This window comes from Nonomuraea sp. NPDC049309, from assembly GCF_043196965.1.
GTDB lineage: Bacteria > Actinomycetota > Actinomycetes > Streptosporangiales > Streptosporangiaceae > Nonomuraea > Nonomuraea fastidiosa.
In genome coordinates, this window is record NZ_JBICSH010000003.1 from 88,376 (window position 1) to 105,333 (window position 16,958).

General features: G+C 71.9%; 13 protein-coding genes. 5 read left to right on the forward strand and 8 right to left on the reverse strand.

The genetic code is table 11. From position 1 onward, the window contains the following. Positions 1-27: 27 nt before the first annotated feature. The 3 genes from ACGFIM_RS21285 to ACGFIM_RS21295 all read right to left on the reverse strand — a co-directional run bounded on the left by ACGFIM_RS21285 (position 28) and on the right by ACGFIM_RS21295 (position 5,675). Positions 28-1,287, reverse strand: coding sequence for a S8 family serine peptidase (locus tag ACGFIM_RS21285; protein WP_393202735.1), 1,260 nt, complete (start codon positions 1,285-1,287; stop codon positions 28-30). Between the two features lie 157 nt (positions 1,288-1,444). After that, positions 1,445-3,484 carry a beta-propeller domain-containing protein gene (locus ACGFIM_RS21290; protein ID WP_393202737.1) on the reverse strand — a complete coding sequence of 680 codons (2,040 nt, stop codon included), beginning with the start codon at positions 3,482-3,484 and terminating at the stop codon, positions 1,445-1,447. A gap of 31 nt (positions 3,485-3,515) precedes the next feature. Beyond that, on the reverse strand, positions 3,516-5,675 hold the full coding sequence (locus ACGFIM_RS21295) for a protein kinase (protein ID WP_393202739.1): 2,160 nt from the start codon (positions 5,673-5,675) through the stop codon (positions 3,516-3,518). Positions 5,676-5,820: 145 nt separating this feature from the next. Between ACGFIM_RS21295 and ACGFIM_RS21300 the strand changes: the two genes are divergently transcribed. Next, positions 5,821-6,801, forward strand: a complete 981-nt coding sequence (locus ACGFIM_RS21300) for a PLP-dependent cysteine synthase family protein (RefSeq protein ID WP_393202741.1) — start codon at positions 5,821-5,823, stop codon at positions 6,799-6,801. 17 nt (positions 6,802-6,818) lie between these two features. Here ACGFIM_RS21300 and ACGFIM_RS21305 read toward each other — a convergent pair whose 3' ends face one another. After that, a complete protein-coding gene (locus tag ACGFIM_RS21305) occupies positions 6,819-7,562 on the reverse strand; it encodes an N-acetyltransferase (protein ID WP_393202743.1) in 744 nt (247 codons plus the stop codon). 89 nt (positions 7,563-7,651) lie between these two features. Here ACGFIM_RS21305 and ACGFIM_RS21310 point away from each other — a divergent pair, with 89 nt between their 5' ends. Continuing rightward, the gene (locus ACGFIM_RS21310; RefSeq protein ID WP_393202745.1) at positions 7,652-9,145 is read left to right on the forward strand and encodes a DUF885 family protein; all 1,494 of its coding nucleotides are present in this window, start codon (positions 7,652-7,654) and stop codon (positions 9,143-9,145) included. A gap of 56 nt (positions 9,146-9,201) precedes the next feature. After that, positions 9,202-10,023, forward strand: a complete 822-nt coding sequence (locus tag ACGFIM_RS21315) for an SDR family NAD(P)-dependent oxidoreductase (protein ID WP_393202747.1) — start codon at positions 9,202-9,204, stop codon at positions 10,021-10,023. Here the strand turns inward: ACGFIM_RS21315 and ACGFIM_RS21320 are convergent. Then, positions 10,014-10,955, reverse strand: coding sequence for a hypothetical protein (locus tag ACGFIM_RS21320; protein ID WP_393202749.1), 942 nt, complete (start codon positions 10,953-10,955; stop codon positions 10,014-10,016). The two genes, ACGFIM_RS21315 and ACGFIM_RS21320, sit on opposite strands and share 10 nt — an antisense overlap. A gap of 99 nt (positions 10,956-11,054) precedes the next feature. Between ACGFIM_RS21320 and guaA the strand changes: the two genes are divergently transcribed. Further along, a complete protein-coding gene (gene guaA, locus ACGFIM_RS21325; protein WP_393202751.1) occupies positions 11,055-12,602 on the forward strand; it encodes a glutamine-hydrolyzing GMP synthase in 1,548 nt (515 codons plus the stop codon). Between the two features lie 124 nt (positions 12,603-12,726). Here the strand turns inward: guaA and ACGFIM_RS21330 are convergent, their stop codons facing one another. Continuing rightward, the gene (locus ACGFIM_RS21330) at positions 12,727-14,163 is read right to left on the reverse strand and encodes an MFS transporter (protein ID WP_393202753.1); all 1,437 of its coding nucleotides are present in this window, start codon (positions 14,161-14,163) and stop codon (positions 12,727-12,729) included. 81 nt (positions 14,164-14,244) lie between these two features. On the opposite strand from ACGFIM_RS21330, the gene ACGFIM_RS21335 reads away from it, so the two are divergent. Further along, entirely contained in the window at positions 14,245-14,679 is a 435-nt protein-coding gene (locus ACGFIM_RS21335) for a winged helix-turn-helix transcriptional regulator (RefSeq protein WP_393202755.1), read from the forward strand. Here the strand turns inward: ACGFIM_RS21335 and ACGFIM_RS21340 are convergent. Further along, positions 14,640-16,187, reverse strand: coding sequence for a hypothetical protein (locus ACGFIM_RS21340; protein WP_393202757.1), 1,548 nt, complete (start codon positions 16,185-16,187; stop codon positions 14,640-14,642). The two genes, ACGFIM_RS21335 and ACGFIM_RS21340, sit on opposite strands and share 40 nt — an antisense overlap. Before the next feature lie 27 nt (positions 16,188-16,214). Then, a complete protein-coding gene (locus tag ACGFIM_RS21345) occupies positions 16,215-16,895 on the reverse strand; it encodes a polysaccharide deacetylase family protein (RefSeq protein ID WP_393202759.1) in 681 nt (226 codons plus the stop codon). Positions 16,896-16,958 lie beyond the last annotated feature (63 nt).

Consider the following 16,958-nt stretch of genomic DNA (forward strand, 5'->3'; position numbering starts at 1 on the left):
GTGGCTCTCCGTCAGGCGAGCACCGGCTCAGGCCGGGTTGTAGACGGTGGCGTCGTGCACGTCGAGCAGGGGCTCCTTGACGCCGTCACCGGAGTCGTCGGTCCAGTCGTAGTTGCCGGTCGAGATCAGCGTGCTGCGGACGGCCAGCGAACCGGCCCGCGTCGTCGGCTTGGCGGACCCGGAGGTGAGCAGGGCCGCCGCGCCCGCGACGTGCGGGCTGGCCATCGAGGTGCCGCTGATCGTGTCATAGCCGCCGCCGCGCCACGTCGAGTAGATGCAGGTGCCGGGCGCGGTGATCTCCACGGTGGAGCCGTAGTTGGAGTAGAAGGCGAGCGTGTCGTCCTGGTCGGTCTCGCTGCGGCAGGACAGCCTGTTGCCGCCCTGGCCGCCTGCCTGCCCGTCGTTGTCGGTCAGCGCGGAGACGGTGACCACGTCGGGGTGGTTGGCCGGGAAGAACGAGGCGGTGTTGGCGCTGCTGTTGCCCGCGGCCACCACGACCACGATGCCGGCGTTGACCGCGTTCGTGATGGCGTTGCTGATCGCGCTGCTCGAGCAGCCGCTGCAGCCGAGGCTGAGGTTGATGACCTCGATGGTGGAGCTGTGCGCCACCACCCAGTCGATGCCGGCCGCGATGCCCGCGAGCGAGCCGGAGCCGGAGGCGTTGAGCACCTTGACCGCGTGGATGCGGGCGCCGGGCGCGACGCCGACCGGGCCGATCGCGTTGTCGATCGCGCCGATGATGCCGGCGACGTGGGTGCCGTGGCCGTTGTCGTCGGTGCCGGAGTTGTCGATGCACAGGCCGATCACGCAGTTGGTCCTGGCGACCACGTTCAGGTCGGGGTGGGTCTGGTCGACGCCGCTGTCCACCACGGCGACGTCCACGTCCACGCGGTGGTCGTCGGTGCCGTCGATGTCGAGGTTGGGGTTGTCCGGGCCGAAGATCCGGCTCACGCCGGTCGGGATGGTCTGGGCGAAGTGCGTGACCACGGCGTCGGGCTCCACGCTGAGCACGCTCGGGTCCTTCTTGAGCTTCTCGGCGGCGGCGGCGCTCAGCTTCGCGGTGTAGCCCTTGAACGCGTGCTGGTAGACGCCGACCAGCTCGCCGCCGAGCTGCGACACCTGGGTCTCGGCCGCGCCGCGCGGGGCGCGCAGCGACGGGTCGAGCTGGACGATGTACGTGCCTTCCTGAGCCGCCTCGGGCGGCTCCGCCGCGGAGGCGGGCAGTGGCGCCGCGGCTAACGCGAGCGCGCTGAGCAGCGATGCGAGCAGGGGTGTGCGTGATCGCATGGCAGCGTGGGGCCCTTTCTCGTGAAGGCGGACCGGCGGTGGCTCGTGACGGGCGCGCCGGATCCGACAAAACGGTGTAAGCGAATTTTTCACCGGGTGTCGGGATAAGTCCATAAAAAAAGATGCCGACTCATTGCGAATCGGCATCTTTAGCTGTTCAACGAAGGGGGATCCACGCCTGTGAATCGAGCGTCTCCATGTCGTTGACCTGGACGCCTTCGTACGACACGGTCCAGATCGAGTCGCCGATGACCAGCGAGCGCCGAATACCCGGCTGGTACGGATACTCACCCCGCCGCGTCGGATGCTCGATCATGCCCAGCCGCCGGATCTCCTTGTCGCCGATCCTGAGCACCAGCACACCTGTTCTGTCCGGCTGCGCCAACGGCACCACCGCCAGGCCGGTCTTCGGCCAGTACAGGAACGCGTGCGGGTCCCACTCCGCGCTCGAGCCCGAGTCGCGCTGGAAGAACCGCGACAGCCGGCGCGGCGCCGCCGGGTCGCTCACGTCGAACAGCGACACCTGCGTGCCCAGCGTCCTGCCCTTCTCGCTGGCCTCCTGGCCGATGCCGATCAGCCGGCCGTCCGCGGCGGGATGCAGGTACGCCGAGTAGCCGGTGATCTTCAGCTCGCCCGTCACCCGGGGATGCGCGGGATCACGCAGGTCGAGCGTGTAGAGCGGGTCCATGTTGCGGAACGTCACGCAGTAGCCCACCGGGCCGATGAAGCGCACCGAGTAGATCCGCTCGCCCTCGCCGAGGCCACCGACCTCGCCCACCTTCTCCATCGTGTCGGCCTTGAGCACGTACACGGCGTTCGAGCTGTCGCGGCCGCCGGCCTGGTTGAGCGTGGTGGCCAGGCGGAGGTGGCCGTCGTGCTCGGAGAGCGCGTACTGGTTGAGCAGGCGGCCCGGCACCTTGCCCGAGGCCACGTACACGGGCGCGCCGGGCCTGGTGATGTCGAAGCGGTGCACCTCCGTCTCCTCGGGCGGCTGCGTCGGGGTGGGCTCCGGCGTGGGCGTATCCGCTGGTGCCGTTTCGACCGGCGCGGGCTCAGCAGGAGTGCTCGCCGTGGCGGCCGTCTCGACCGGCGGGTCGGTCACCGTCGGCTCCTCGGCGGGGGCCACGGCCGACGGGCGGGGCGAGGGCCGCGGCGGGGGATCGATCCGCACGATCGGTGACCACCAGCGGGGGTTGCTGGCCACGTACAGGCTCTGGCCGGTGCCGTAGACGATGTCGCCATCGGCGGCCAGCGTGATCGGGTCGGTGCCCGCCGCCGTGATGCCCTGGGCCAGGTCGATCGTGTGCACGGTCAGCATCGAGGTGCCGGTGTAGCCGGCCGGGTGGCTGACCCGCTCGCACGGCACCCGGCGCGTCGTGGTCTCGCCGGACGCGTCGGTGATCTCGATCGTGGGCAGCCACGCCTCGGCGGGGGCCCGCGCGATGGCGGCCCGGTTCGCCGCGATCATGTCCGCTTCGCGGGCGTCGGGGCGCGGCTCGGGGAAGGTGATGTCGGGCCGGGTGCGGGTGACGAGGCGGACGGTGGAGCCGACCAGCCGGGCGTCCACGTACGAGCCCTGTGGCCTGATCGTGCCCAGCACCTTCGGCTCGCCCGCGAGGTCCACCAGCACGTACCGGGTGTCGCCGGCCGGACGCCCCGCGATCCGCTTGTCCATGATGTCCCCGCCGCGCATCAGCACCAGCGCCCGGTCACCCGAGACCAGCAGGTCGGCGGGGGCACCTGGGATGCCATCGTGCTCGGTCAGCCTCAGCGAGGCGGTGATCTTCCTGGTGGCCGTGTCGATGACGCGCAGGGTGCCGTCGGTGACGGAGATGAGCCGGTCGCCGTCGGTCTTGACCAGGTCGGGCTCGTCCACGCCCGCCTCGTGCACGTTCGTGGCCGAGTGCTCGGGCGACTGCGTATCCACGCGCGCCTTCGCGTCGGCGCGCACGCTGTCCTGCCCGACCATCATCGGCCTGGCGTCGCCGTTGAAGCCGTAGGGCCCGACGTTGGCCGCGCTGCGCTCGCGCAGCCCCTTCAGCAGGTCGTCGCACCCGTCGTACGCCACCAGGCGCACCGCGCCGAGACTCGTCCGCACCGGCGGCGGGGCCTGGTCTCCACCTGTCGATGCGGTGCAGGCGGACGTGACCACGGCCAGCGCGGCGGCCGTCACGGTCGTGCGGATCAGCGTGTTCATGCCCCCATCACGGCTGGATCCGCCGGATGGTTCACGAACCGCGCGCCGGGTTCCTCGTGAAGACGGGGTCGATGTCCATTTCCCCAGGGGCCTCCATGAGCGTGCGCCCCAGCTCACCCTTGAGGTTCACCACCCGCACCTCGGAGTTCGCGCCGTTGTCGTTCTCCCAGCAGTACAGGTGCTCCTCGTCGTAGAAGCCGAGCACCTCGTCGCAGTCGGAGTAGAACGTGTGCAGCCGCTTGCCGCTGGCGGCGTCCCAGATGCAGTGGTCGTTGTACGTGCCGCCGGGGCAGTTGGTGACGTACGCCTTGCCCGAGGGCGAGAACATGTCCATCGTCGTGCCGTCGGGGAGGGTGCCGATCTTCGCGTGCGTGCGCACCACCTTGCCCTGGGCGTCGAAGAAGCGCAGGGTCAGGTTCTCCTCGGGGCCGTAGGCGTTGACCGCGCCGGTGTTCTCGCCGTCGAAGCCGAAGTGGTTCTCGCTGGGGGATACGGCGTTGACGTCCACCCGCCTGACCCGCTTGGTGGCCACGTCGACCAGCATGAACCCCGGGTGGACCAGCTCGTCGCCGACCTCGCGAACGATGCTGAGCAGGACCGTCCTGCCGTCCTTCGACCACCGCCCGATGGCGCCGTCCAGAGGGCTCTTGACGGTCTTGATCGTGTGACGCCGCCCGGTCTGCCGGTCGGTGATGACGATGAAGTCGTGGTCGTCGGGGGTGTACTTCCTGCCCCTGGACACGAGGTAGCGTCCGTCGGGGGAGACCAGCGACTCCAGGTTCCCCGCGTACTTGGTGAACGCGCCGTGCAGGGAGTCCCTGGCGTAGTCGATCCAGTCGTCCTTCTTCGCGTCCTTCACCTCGTACGAGGTGAGCACGATGGGGTCGGACGGGCTCTCGTACAGGAAGATGTCGCCGCCCGGCAGCTTCTGCTTGGCGCCCTCGCCGGGCACGTCGCCCGTCTGATCCCCTGCCTGGTCTTCCGTGCCGTCGCCGGTGGTCTCCTCGCCGGAGCCCGTGGGCTGCCGCTCCTCGTCCGGCGTCGGGGACGCGGACCCGAGCGCGGCCGTGGTCGTCGCCCGGTACATCTGCACGCCCACGAAGGCGCCGGCGGCCAGCAGCAGCGCGACCGTCACGGCGATGCCCGCCACCACCTGCCCCCGCCTGCGGCCGGGCGGCTTGGCGGCGGGGTGGGTGGGCTGCCAGGCGTGGGGGTGGCCCGGCGGGACGTGCTGCCGGGAAGGCGGCCCGGCGGCGGGTGCGCCGGTGGCGGGCGGGCCCGCGGGTTGCGGGCCCGCGGGGGAGAGCGGGCCTGAGACGGGCGGGGCGGGGAAGGAGGCGGAGGATGCCGCCGCGGCGCCCTCCGCCAGCGTGCCCGAGCCGGACGCCGGGTGCCGCAGCAGCCGCACCATCACCTGCTCGGCCGTGGGCCGCCGCGCCGGATCCTTGGCCAGGCAGGCGGCCACGGCCTCGCGCAGCGTGCCGTCGAGCGGGCCGAGGTCGGGCTGCCGGTTGAGCACGCGGTTGATCACCGCGGGCATCGTGTCGCTGCCGAACGGGGCCTGCCCCGTCGCCGCGAAGATCATCGTCCCGGCCCACGAGAACAGGTCGGCGGCCGGCCCCACCGCGTGGCCCATGAACTGCTCGGGCGCCATGTACGACGGCGTCCCCACCACCGACTGGCTGATCGTCGTGGCGTTGAGCGCCCGCGCGATGCCGAAGTCGATCACCCGTGGCCCGTCGGCGCCGATGATCACATTGGCCGGCTTGAAGTCGCGGTGGACGATGCCCGCCTGGTGGATGGCGGCGAGCGCGGTCGCGGTGCCGACGGCCAGCCGGTGCAGCGCCGTCCCCGTGCGCGGGCCCTGCTCCTGCACCACCCGATGCAGGGAGGGGCCCTCGATGTACTCGCTGACGATGTACGGCCGCTCCTGCTCGATGCCCGTGCCCAGCATGGCGGCCGTGCAGAACGGCGCCACGTGCCTGGCCACCTCGACCTCGCGCAGGAAGCGCTGCACGCTCGACTCGTCGCCCGCCAGGTCGGCGCGCAGCCACTTGACCGCCGCCTTGCCTCCGTCGGCGTCCTCGCCCAGATAGACGACGCCCTGGCCGCCCTCGCCGAGCCTGCCGAGCAGGCGCAGGCCCCCCAGCGTGCGCGGATCTGCCGGGCGGAGCGGAGCGAAGGAGGCCATGCTGGAATTCTGGCCCCATGCCGCCCCTCCCGTGGGGCTCCGCCGGGAAAGAAGGGAACTTATCGCGTACGCCACGTTGCCGTGCTTCACTACGTTTCTGGCGAAAGCACGGACCTTGCGGTGGCGTGACTGGAACAGTGGAGACGTGAGCTGGAGCGCACGAGCCCTCGACGTGCTGGCCGCGGGAGAGCCCACCCCGCTGATCGAGTTCCCGGTGCGAGTGCCCGGGATCACGCTGCTGCTGAAGGACGAGTCACGGCAGCCCACCGGCACACTCCGGCACCGCCACGCCCGCGCGCTGTTCCGGCAGGCCGTGCTCGACGGCCTGGTCGCCGAGGGCGCGACCGTGGTCGAGGCCACGGGCGGCAACGCGGCGGTGGCGCAGGCGTGGTTCGCCCGGCGGCTCGGCCTGCGCTACATCGTGGTGATGCCGGGCAAGGCGGGGCCCGAGCGGGCGCGGCCGGTGGAGGAGCTGGGCGGCGAGTGCAGGTTCGTCTCGCCGCCGTCGGCCATCTACGACGCGGCGCGGCGGATCGAGGGGCACTTCCTCGACCAGTTCGGCAGGGCGGCCGAGCACGACCTCGCCGAGGAGCTGTTCGCCCAGGTGCGCCCCGACTGGGTGGTGACGGGCGCGAGCACCGGCGCGACCTCGGCGACGCTCGGAAACTGGATCAAGAAGCATGATCTCGGCTGCCGGGTCGCGGTGGCCGACCCGGAGAACTCCGCGTACTTCCCCGGCTGGACGCTCGACGTGCGCGACTACGCCACCGGCATGCCCTCGCGCATCGAGGGCATCGGCCGCCCGCGCATGGAGCCGGGCTTCCGCTCCGAGCTGATCGACCTGGTGATCCCGGTGCCCGACGCCGCGTCGGTGGCCGCGGCCCGGCACATCAGGGAGGTCACCGGGCTGCCCGTCGGCCCGTCGTCGGGCACCGCGCTCTGGGCGGCGCTCGAGCTGATCGAGCGCATGGTCATGCGGGGCGAGAGCGGCACGATCGTCTCGCTGATCGGCGACGCGTCCGAGCGCCACCTCGCCACCTGCCACGACGACGCCTGGGCGGCCGGGCGCGGCCTCGACGCCGCCCGCCACGCGGACCGCCTCCGCCTGGTCAGCCCGGCCGGCTGAGCCTCCTCAAGGCACGCTCAGGTCAGGGCATGGCTCACCCAGACGTTCGGCTCCACGTAGACGGCGTGGTCGTGCTCCACGTCGCAGTGCACCGGCGTCAGCGCCCCCGGCACCTCCACCGGGCCCGACCGGTCGAACGGCAGACCGGTCCAGGCCCGCCACTCGGCCAGCGTGCCCGGCACCACCATCGACCGGGGGGCCACCTTGACGATCTCGGCACCCGCCCGCACGTGCACCCGCAGCCACGGGTCGTGGGGCAGACCGTCGGGGCGGGTCCTGAAGGCGTACTCGCTCATGGGGGTGTGCGGTTCGAGGTGCTTGTGGTTGGGGCGTACGGGGGCGACGAGCGTGCGGAAGCCGAGCCTGGCGGCGTGCTCGCGCAGGGCGGACACCATCAGCGCCGACAGGCCCCTGCCCTGCAGGTCACGGCGGACGGTGATCTCCAGCGCGGAGACGGCGTCGGGCTTCTCGCCGCGCTCGCGGGCCAGCCAGCCCGCCCGGATCACGCCGTCCCAGCCGTCGTCGGGCAGGCCGTCGCCGCCGGACACGTACGGGATCAGGCACGCCCGCGCCACCGGCCGCCCGGGTTCCGCGTCGTCGTCGGCCACGAGCACGTGGTGCTGGTGGCGGGTGGTGACGAAGGGGTAGTAGAGATCTGCGATGGGGTCGTTCAGGACGAACTGCGCCCAGGTGTGCTCCATGTCCCACAGGGTCGCGGCGAACTCGGGACGCTCGGCGAGCGTGGTGATGCGGAGAGCCATGCTGATCATCTTGCACCGCCCGTCAACCGAAAGTGCCCGAAATCTCGCCACAAAAGACCCCTTACCTGGGGTGCGCTAGCGTCGGCGGCATGACAGAACTTGACGCCAGGCTACGAGCCATCACCGACCTGATCGTGGCCGAGGCGCGCGAGGGCGGCGGCAGGCACGAGTACGACGGCCGGATCCAGGACCTGTCGCCCGAGGGCGTACGCGCCGGGCTGGCGCGGCTCGGCGAGGGACCCGCGCCCGCCGACGCACACGACGCCAGGCACCTACAGGTGTTCGAGGAGAGTCTGCGCACCCAGTTCGGCGAGCTGGAGCTGCACCGCAAGAACCCCCTGATCCACCTGTCCAACCTCGACCTCGCGTGCTACGACCGCGACTACGCGCCGGAGGAGGAGCGCGCGGCGGCCAAGGCGGCCCACCTCGCGCTCTGGCCCGAGGCCGTGGACCAGGCGCTCGCCTCGCTCGACCAGGTGCCGGCCCCGGTCGCGAAGTCCCTGATCGGCGCGGTCAAGGGCCTCGCCGCCGGCATCACCGACGAGGCCGCGCTGGCCGCGCACGCCAGGCTCGTCGCCCACGTCGAGCGGGCCGCGCAGGAGGGCGACCCCGACGCGGCGCTCGGCGGCGACGCGCTCGCCCGGCTCATGGGCACCGCCGAGGGCCTGCCGGTGGACCTGGGCCGGCTGGCCGAGCGGGCCGACGCCGAACGCGACCGGCTGCTCGGCCTGCTCGCCGAGTCGTGCGCCAAGCTGGGGGAGACCGGCAGGCCGCCGCTCGACGTCGTACGCGAGCTGGTCAAGGACCACCCGGACGCGGACGGCGTCATCGAGGCCGCGCGGATCGGCACGGAGAAGGCCATCGCGTTCACCCGCGAGAAGGACCTCGTGCCCTACCACGACGGCGAGTGCCTGGTCGGCCTGGCGCCCGAGTCGCGCCGCTGGGCGATGGCCATGATGGCGTGGAACTCGCCGGGCGAGCCCGAGGGGCCGTCCTGGTACTACATCACGCCGCCCGAGCCCGACTGGCCCGAGCACGAGCAGGAGGAGTGGCTGCAGGTCTTCAGCCGCACCACGCTGCCCGCCATCAACGTGCACGAGGTCGCACCCGGCCATTTCTCGCACGCCAGGGCGCTGCGCCGGGCCCCGTCGGAGGTGCGCAGGCTGCTGCAGTCGATGGCGTTCGTCGAGGGCTGGGCCCACTACGCCGAGGAGCTGTGCGTCGAGGAGGGCTTCGGCGACGGCGACCCGCGCTTCGAGATCGGCGTCTGGGTGGAGGCGCTCATCCGCGTCACCCGGCTGGCCTGCGCGATCGGCGTGCACACCGGCCAGATGACGGTCGAGGAGGGGGCGCGCCGCTTCGAGTCGGACACCCACCTGGCCGGTCCCGCCGCGCTGTCCGAGGCGCGCAGGGCCACGTTCGACCCGACCTACGGCCGCTACACCTGGGGCAAGCTGCTCATCCTCGACCTGCGCGAGCGGGCTCGCAAGGAGTGGGGAGCGGGCTTCACCCTCCAGCGTTTCCACAAGGCCCTGTTCGATCTCGGCTCGCCGCCTCTGGGCCTTATGGACGCGGTGCTGTAGCGTCGCACGGACTGATCGGGGAACGACCTATGGCGTATCCCTAGGGAGGTCTGTACGTGCGCGAGCTCTCCGGCAAGGTCGCGGTGGTGACGGGTGCGGCCAGTGGCATCGGGAGGGCGCTCGCCCTCCGGTTCGCGGCAGAGGGAATGACGCTGATGCTCGCCGACGTGGACTACGGCGGGCTGGCGGAGACGGCGGCCATGTGCGGCGATGCGAAGGTGCTGACGCAGATCACCGACGTGTCCGACGCCTCGTCCGTACGGCACCTCGCCGACCGCTGCTTCGGTGAGCTGCGCGCCGTGCACGTGCTCTGCAACAACGCGGGGGTCTTCCAGGGCGGCCACATGTGGACGCGCGACGAGGAGGACTTCTCCTGGCTGCTCGGCGTGAACCTGTGGGGCGTGCTGCACGGCATCCACTGGTTCGTGCCGCGCATGATCGAGCAGGACACCGAGGGACACGTCGTCAACACCGTCTCCGTGGCGGGACTGATGGTGTCGCCGGGGGCCGGCGGGTACGCGATGGCCAAGCACGCCGCGCTCGCCGCGTCCCTGGCGCTCGCCCAGGACCTGGCCGCGGCGGGGTCGAAGCTGCGCGTCAGCGCGCTGTGCCCCGGCCCGGTCAGGACCCGCATCGCCGACTCCGACCGGTCGCGCCCGCCCACCCTGGCCACCACGCCCGCCGCTGACGAGGTGGCCGTCAGGGAGCGGGTCGGCAAGGCGGCCGAGCGCGGCATCGAGCCGTCCGAGGTGGCCGACCTGGTGATCGAGGGCATCCGCGAGGAGCGGTTCCTGCTGCTGACCGACTCCTCGTACGCGGCGAGCCTGCGCCGGTACGTCGATGCGCTGCTGAGCGGCGAGGTGCCCGGTCACCAGTGACGGTCGTGCGCCAGCACGCGCACCACGGTGCCGCGCGGCTTGACCAGCAGGCGTACGAAGTCGCCCGGCAGCACGTCGCGGTAGAGGCTCTCGCCGACCTTGAAGCTGATCGCCCTCTCCGAGCGGCCGTCGTGCAGCGCGATGTAGTGATCCCGCCGCCGGCTCTCCTCGCTTGTGACCTCCTCGATCCAGCGCTTGACGACGTGCCCCTCGATCTCCTGGCGGCCCGAGCGGCGCGGCAGGTCGGCGGGCTCGATCTCGACGCCCTTCCAGCCGCTGCCGGTGAAGATCCACTCCTGGTTGCGGTTCACCGGCGGCGAGCCGGACCCGGCCACCTCACGCCCGCGCGGGGTCAGCAGGAAGCCCCTGCCGTTCGACAGCAGCGAGACGCCCGCGACCATCGCCCCCACCGTCGCGATCCCCGAAGGCCAGGAGAACAGCGCCACCACCATGGTCATGAACCAGGGGATGAACAGGGCGAGCGTCAGCAGCACGGGGACGCCCATGGTGCGCCAGCGCCGCCGGGCCAGGCCGATCTCGATGGCGTGCTCCCGGACGAGCGGGACGAAACCCCGCTCCAGGTCCTCCGACTCGGGCACGAGGGCGATCACGGGCGCCTTCGGCGCTCCCGCCATGCGGGTGCGCACCCGTTCGAGCACCCAGATCTCGTACGCGCGCAGCGGCTCCGGCGGATGCATCGGGTTCAGCGACAGCCGGTCGCCGTCGATCGTCACCCAGCCGCGTCCTGCCAGCTCGAAGAGCACGGTGTAGAACACGTCCTGGGGGCGCATGCCGCGTAAGAGCTCGGCCACCGCCGCGGGGACCGGCAGGTGGGGCGCCTCCTCGCCCCTGTCGCGGCCCGACACCTTGAAGGCGATGACCGTCGCGATGACCCACAGGGCCCACGCGACGGCCGGCCAGACAAGATCCATCGTTCTGTGTTAGCACGTCGGACCCGGCCAGGCCAGGTGCTCGTGCCAGGGCCGATAGACTGGGTCCACCGCTCTTCGCCTTGTCAGGGGGTTCTCACGGTGTCTGAATTCGACACGGTCTTGGTGGTCGACTTCGGCGCTCAATACGCGCAGCTGATCGCCAGGCGGGTGCGTGAGTGCCACGTCTACTCCGAGATCGTTCCCTCGACCATGCCGGTCGAGGAGATGATGGCGAAAAACCCCAAGGCGATCATCCTGTCGGGCGGCCCCTCGTCGGTCTACGCCGAGGGCGCGCCCGCGGTGCCACACGGGCTGTTCGACACCGGCGTGCCCACGTTCGGCATCTGCTACGGCTTCCAGGCCATGGCGCAGGCGCTGGGCGGCGAGGTGAAGCGCACCGGCGTCGCCGAGTACGGCGGCACCCCGCTCAAGGTGCTCGACGAGGGCGCCATGTTCGCCGGGCTGCCCGCCTCGCAGACCGTGTGGATGTCCCACGGCGACACCGTGGTCAAGGCCCCCGAGGGGTTCAAGGTGACCGCGTCCACCGAGCAGACTCCGGTGGCCGCGTTCGAAAGCGCCGAGCGCGGGCTCTACGGCGTGCAGTTCCACCCCGAGGTGCTCCACTCCGAGCACGGCCAGGCGGTGCTCAAGCATTTCCTGGAGGCCGCGGGCTGCCGGCCCACGTGGACGATGCTCAACATCGTCGAAGACTCCATCGAGGCCGTGCGCCGCCAGGTCGGCGACGGCCGCGCCATCTGCGCGCTGTCCGGCGGCGTCGACTCCGCGGTGGCCGCCGCGATCGTCCAGCGCGCCATCGGCGACCGGCTGACCTGCGTCTTCGTCGACCACGGCCTGCTGCGCAAGGGCGAGGCCGAGCAGGTCGAGCGCGATTTCGTCGCCGCCACCGGCGTCAAGCTGCGGGTGGTCGACGCCTCCGACAGGTTTCTCAAGGCGCTCGAAGGCGTCACCGACCCCGAGGAGAAGCGGAAGATCATCGGGCGCGAGTTCATCCGCGTCTTCGAAGACGAGCAGCGCGCCATCATGGCCGACGGGCCCGTCGACTTCCTCGTCCAGGGCACGCTCTACCCCGACGTCGTCGAGTCCGGCGGCGGCACCGGCACCGCCAACATCAAGTCGCACCACAATGTCGGCGGCCTGCCGGAAGACCTGCGGTTCACGCTCGTCGAGCCGCTGCGCTCGCTGTTCAAGGACGAGGTCCGCAGGGCCGGCGAGGAGCTCGGGCTGCCGGCCGCCATGGTGTGGCGGCAGCCGTTCCCCGGTCCCGGGCTCGCCATCCGCATCGTCGGCGAGGTCACCGGCGAGCGGCTGGCCATCCTGCGCGAGGCCGACGCCATCGCCCGCGAGGAGCTGTCGCGGGCGGGTCTCGACCGGCAGATCTGGCAGTGCCCCGTCGTGCTGCTCGCCGACGTGCGCTCGGTGGGCGTGCAGGGCGACGGCCGCACGTACGGGCACCCCATCGTGCTGCGCCCCGTCACCTCCGAGGACGCGATGACCGCCGACTGGGCGCGGGTGCCCTACGACGTGCTGTCGCGCATCTCCACCCGCATCACCAACGAGGTGCGCGAGGTCAACCGCGTGGTGCTCGACGTGACGAGCAAGCCGCCGGGCACCATCGAGTGGGAGTGACCCCGGGCTGAGCCGGGCCCCGCGGCTTTCGTCCGGTGCCCGGCGCGGTTGCTGTGCTCTCGTCCCTGGCGTCTGGCGCGGCCCGTCCGGTTCGCCTGCTTCACGTGGCCCTGCCCCCGCGGGGTCAGGCGACGGGTGCCTTGCCCGCGCCCGGCTCGGAGGCCGGTGCCGGCTGGGCGGCGGCGGGCCTGATGTGCTTGGGCAGCAGGGTCAGCGCGGCCACCAGGGCGAGCAGGGCGAGGCCCGCCGATCCGGCGAACGCCGCGTGGTAGCCCGACACCAGCGCCTGCGGCGTGGGCGCGTCACCCGAGACGGCCGAAGCGATCGTGGCCAGCGCGGCGATGCCGATCGAGATGCCCACCTGCGTGGTCGTGTTGAACAGCCCGGAGGCCATGCCCGCCTCGTCGGAGGCCGCCTGCGACGTGGCGGCCACGGTGACCGCGCCGACGAGCAGGCCGAAGCCGAAGCCGCCGAGCAGCTCGGGCGCGAGCAGCGTGGTCAGGAAGTCGCCGCGCACGTCGATGCGCTGGTAGAGCAGGGCGCCCGCGACGATGGAGATCAGGCCGGCGATGGTCGTGGCGCGCACGCCGTACCGGGTGAGCACGCGGCCGCCGAGGAACGACGAGGTCAGCGCGATCGTCACCGAGATGGCGACCACCGACATGGCCGACCTGGTGGCGCTGTAGCCGAGCACGTCCTGCGTGTAGAGGGTGAGCAGGAAGAAGATCGGCTGCATGGAGGCGGCCACCAGCAGGATGATCACGTTGCCGGCCGCCGGCGTACGGCGGCGGAAGACGTCAAGGGGCACCAGCGGGTTGGCCGAGCGCCGCTCGACGAGCAGGAACGCGGCGATGAGCGCGAGCGACAGCGCGCCGAGCCCCAGCGTCCTGGCCGAGGCCCAGCCGGCCTCCGTGGCGTCCGTCAGTGTGTAGATGAGCAGGCCGAGCCCGGCGGTCGAGGTGAGCGCCCCGGCCACGTCGAAGCCGCGCCCGCCGCCCGCCGCCCGCGCGGCGGGCAGCATCACCAGCGCGAGCCCGCCGACGGCGAGCCCGATCGGCGTGTTGACCAGGAACACCGCACGCCAGCCGAACCAGTCGGTGAGCAGGCCGCCGAGCACCACACCGGCGGAGGCGCCCATGCCGCCGACCGCTCCCCACAGCCCCATGGCCTTGTTCAGCGCCGGGTCACCCCTGAAGATCTCCATCACCAGCGACATGCCCGCGGGCGCCACGATCGCGCCCGCCAGCCCCTGCACCGCGCGTACGGCGACCAGCACCCCGCCCGACGACGCCACGCCGCCGATCAGCGACACCAGCCCGAACGTGAGCATCCCCGCGACGAACATCCGCCGCCGCCCCACGTAGTCGGCGAGCCGCCCGCCGAGCAGCAGCAGCCCGCCGAACACCAGCGAGTACGCCGTCGTCGTCCACGACAGGTCCTGCGCGGTCAGCCCCAGCTCGCGGCCCATCGGCGGCAGCGCGATGCCCACGATCGTGGTGTCGAGGATGAGCACGAACTGGGTGGCGGCGAGCAACGAGAACGCCGCCCACTTGTTCTTCATGGCCGAAACTCCCTAAGGGAACGATTTGTAACGGTGGCCATGATGTGTGACCATCGAGGTCACCCGGAAGAAGGCACTTTCATGTATCAGGGGAACATCGCTGTACCAGAGCAGCTCAGGACGATCGAAGACGCGGAATGTCTCATCGAGAGCGGCGAGTGTCCCATCCCGCCCCGCGAGATCCTCGACAGGATCGCGGGCAAGTGGGCGATCCTCATCATCGTGTCGACCGCCCGCGCGCCCCGGCGCTTCACCGAGCTCGAGCGGCTCATCGAGGGCATCAGCCGCCGCATGCTCACCCTGACCCTGCGCAACCTGGAGCGCGACGGCCTGCTCGAACGCACGGTCTACCCGACGGTGCCGCCCAAGGTGGAGTACCGCGCCACGGACATGGCGCTGGAGCTGTACGAGGCGATGCTCACGCTGACCAACTGGTCGCGCAAGTACAGCTCCGCCGTGGCGGAGGCCAGGCGGCGCTACGACGAGCGCCAGGCCGCCGAACGCGACCGGCCCTGACCTCCGGGCGCGCCTGAAGCGGGGACGGCGGCTCCCCGGCGGAGACCTGCCGCCTGAAGCGGAGGCGGCGGCTCCCCGGTGGCGACCTGCCGGCTGAAGCAGGGCCGTCGCGTCCGGCGGCGCGGCACCAGGCCGCCCAGCAGCAGCGGCACCATCAGCGCCCCGATGAGGATGGGCGCGGCCATGTAACGGAAGTCCTGCGCCGAGATGTTGGCGAGGACCGCGAGCTGCTGCCCGGCGACCACGGCGGCGACGCCGAGCGCGTAGCGGTCGCGCCGCGCCAGCGCGGCCAGCGCCGCCGCCGCGTACGACAGGTACGCCCACGACGCCCCGCGCCACAGCACCCAGTCCCACTGCGGGGTGAGCGCGCCGGCCAGCCACGGCGAGGCGACCTGGTACAGCTCCATGGACAGCGGGCGCAGCGAGAACACCCCGCGCCCGGGGAAGTCGGCGACCTTGCCGGGGCCGACGTAGGTGTCGGCGTTCGGCCGCAGCGACAGCCGGTAGGTCGCGCCGCCGGTCGCCGCCGCGTCGGCCACCGGCCGCCAGGCGATCGCGCCCCGGCACAGCCTGGCCCGCACCACCAGCCCGGGGTCGGTGACGAGCAGCCGCCGCCACAGGCCGAGCAGCTCGCCCGCGCGCATGTCGGCCTGGGCCCAGTCGAAGTCGCGCCGCCAGATCAGTGGGTTGATCGTGTAGCAGGTGCCGCCCTCCCACCAGCGGCGCAGCGGCGCGACGGAGCTCAACAGGCCGATGTCCCCGGGCGTGAACAGGCCGGGGCGCTCCCGGTAGGCGACCGCGATGTCGCCGAAGGCGGTGTGGTAGACGTACGTCGGCGACGGGGCCGCGATGCCGGCCTGCGGGTAGACGTACGCGGTGAGCGCCAGGGGGAGCGCGGCGGCGAGCAGCCCGGTCAGCAGCAGGAGCACGCGCCGGGCCGTGACGATCGCCGCCAGCGTCAGCACGGTGACGCCCGCGATGAGGAAGCCGTTCGCCCGGAAGAGCCCGAGCAGCGCGAACAGCGCGCCGAGCCCGGCCAGCGCGGGCACGGTGACGGCGCGTCTGGCCGCGATCCGCGCGCACGTGGCGGCGATCGCCACCGCGCAGATCGTGAACGGCACGTCCTTCCACAGCGTCACCGTGAACGCGCCCACCGGCGGCGCGAGCGGCATCAGCATCGCCACCGCGGTCGTCGGCAGGCGCGGCGCGCCCAGCCGCTGCAGCGACCGCGCCAGATACGTCAGCGCCCCGGCCATGGCGGTCGTCTGCGCGAAGCTCACGGCCCCGAGGTCGCCGGTGCCGGTGAAGCTCAGCCACAGCAGCGCGTCGTAGAGCACCGAGTGGTCGGCCACCCAGGGCCCGGCCACGGTGTGGCTGAGATAGAGCACCGAGTCGCGGCTGAACAGGCCGGGATAGAACGCCGCCCACCAGCAGCCGAGCACCGCCTGGACGGCCAGGAAGGTCGCGAGCGCGACCCAGGGCCGGCCGGGCCGGGTGTCACTCCCCATGGTCCCCGTCTCGTGCCGCGGGAGCGGCTACCTCCTGAAGTAGCTCTCTCCCGCCACCGGTCCCTTGCCACGCAGCAGCGTCGGCACGGTGACGAGGTGATAGCCGCGCTTCTTGAGCTCCTTCAGGATCTCCGGCATCACCTGCACGGTCTGCGGCACCACGTCGTGCATGAGGATCACGCCGTCGCGCTTGGCCAGCTTCAGCACGGCCGCCTTGATCTTCTTCTTGTCGCGCAGGCTCCAGTCGAGCGTGCTGCCCGTCCAGAGGATCTGCGAGAGATCGTTCTGGTACGCGAAGTTCAGCACCCGGTCGTCGGTCTGCCCGTACGGCGGGCGGAACATCGTGGGCCGCCGGCCGGTGACCTTCTGGATGGCCTGCTGGGCGAGCTTCAGCTCCTCGTTGATCTCGTCGTCGGAGCGGTGGGGCAGCGCGGCGTGCGAGTACGTGTGATTGCCGATCGCGTGTCCCTTGGCGGCGATCCGCCGGGCGATCTTGGGGTGTTTCTCGGCCCGCTTGCCCACGAGGAAGAACGTGGCCTTCACGCCTGCCCTGTCCAGCGTCTTCAGCAGGGCGGGGGTGTAGGTGCCCGGTCCGTCGTCGAACGTCAGGGCCAGGCACTTGACCCGGGAGCAGTCGGTGGCGGCAGGCGCCTGCGCGGGCACGGAGGTCAAGGCCAGAGAGGCCGCGATAAGGGCATGAATCACCACGAGCGCAAGCCTAGAGCCAACCGACGGCCCCTGATGCGGCGGCGATGTCTCGTTCTGAACACC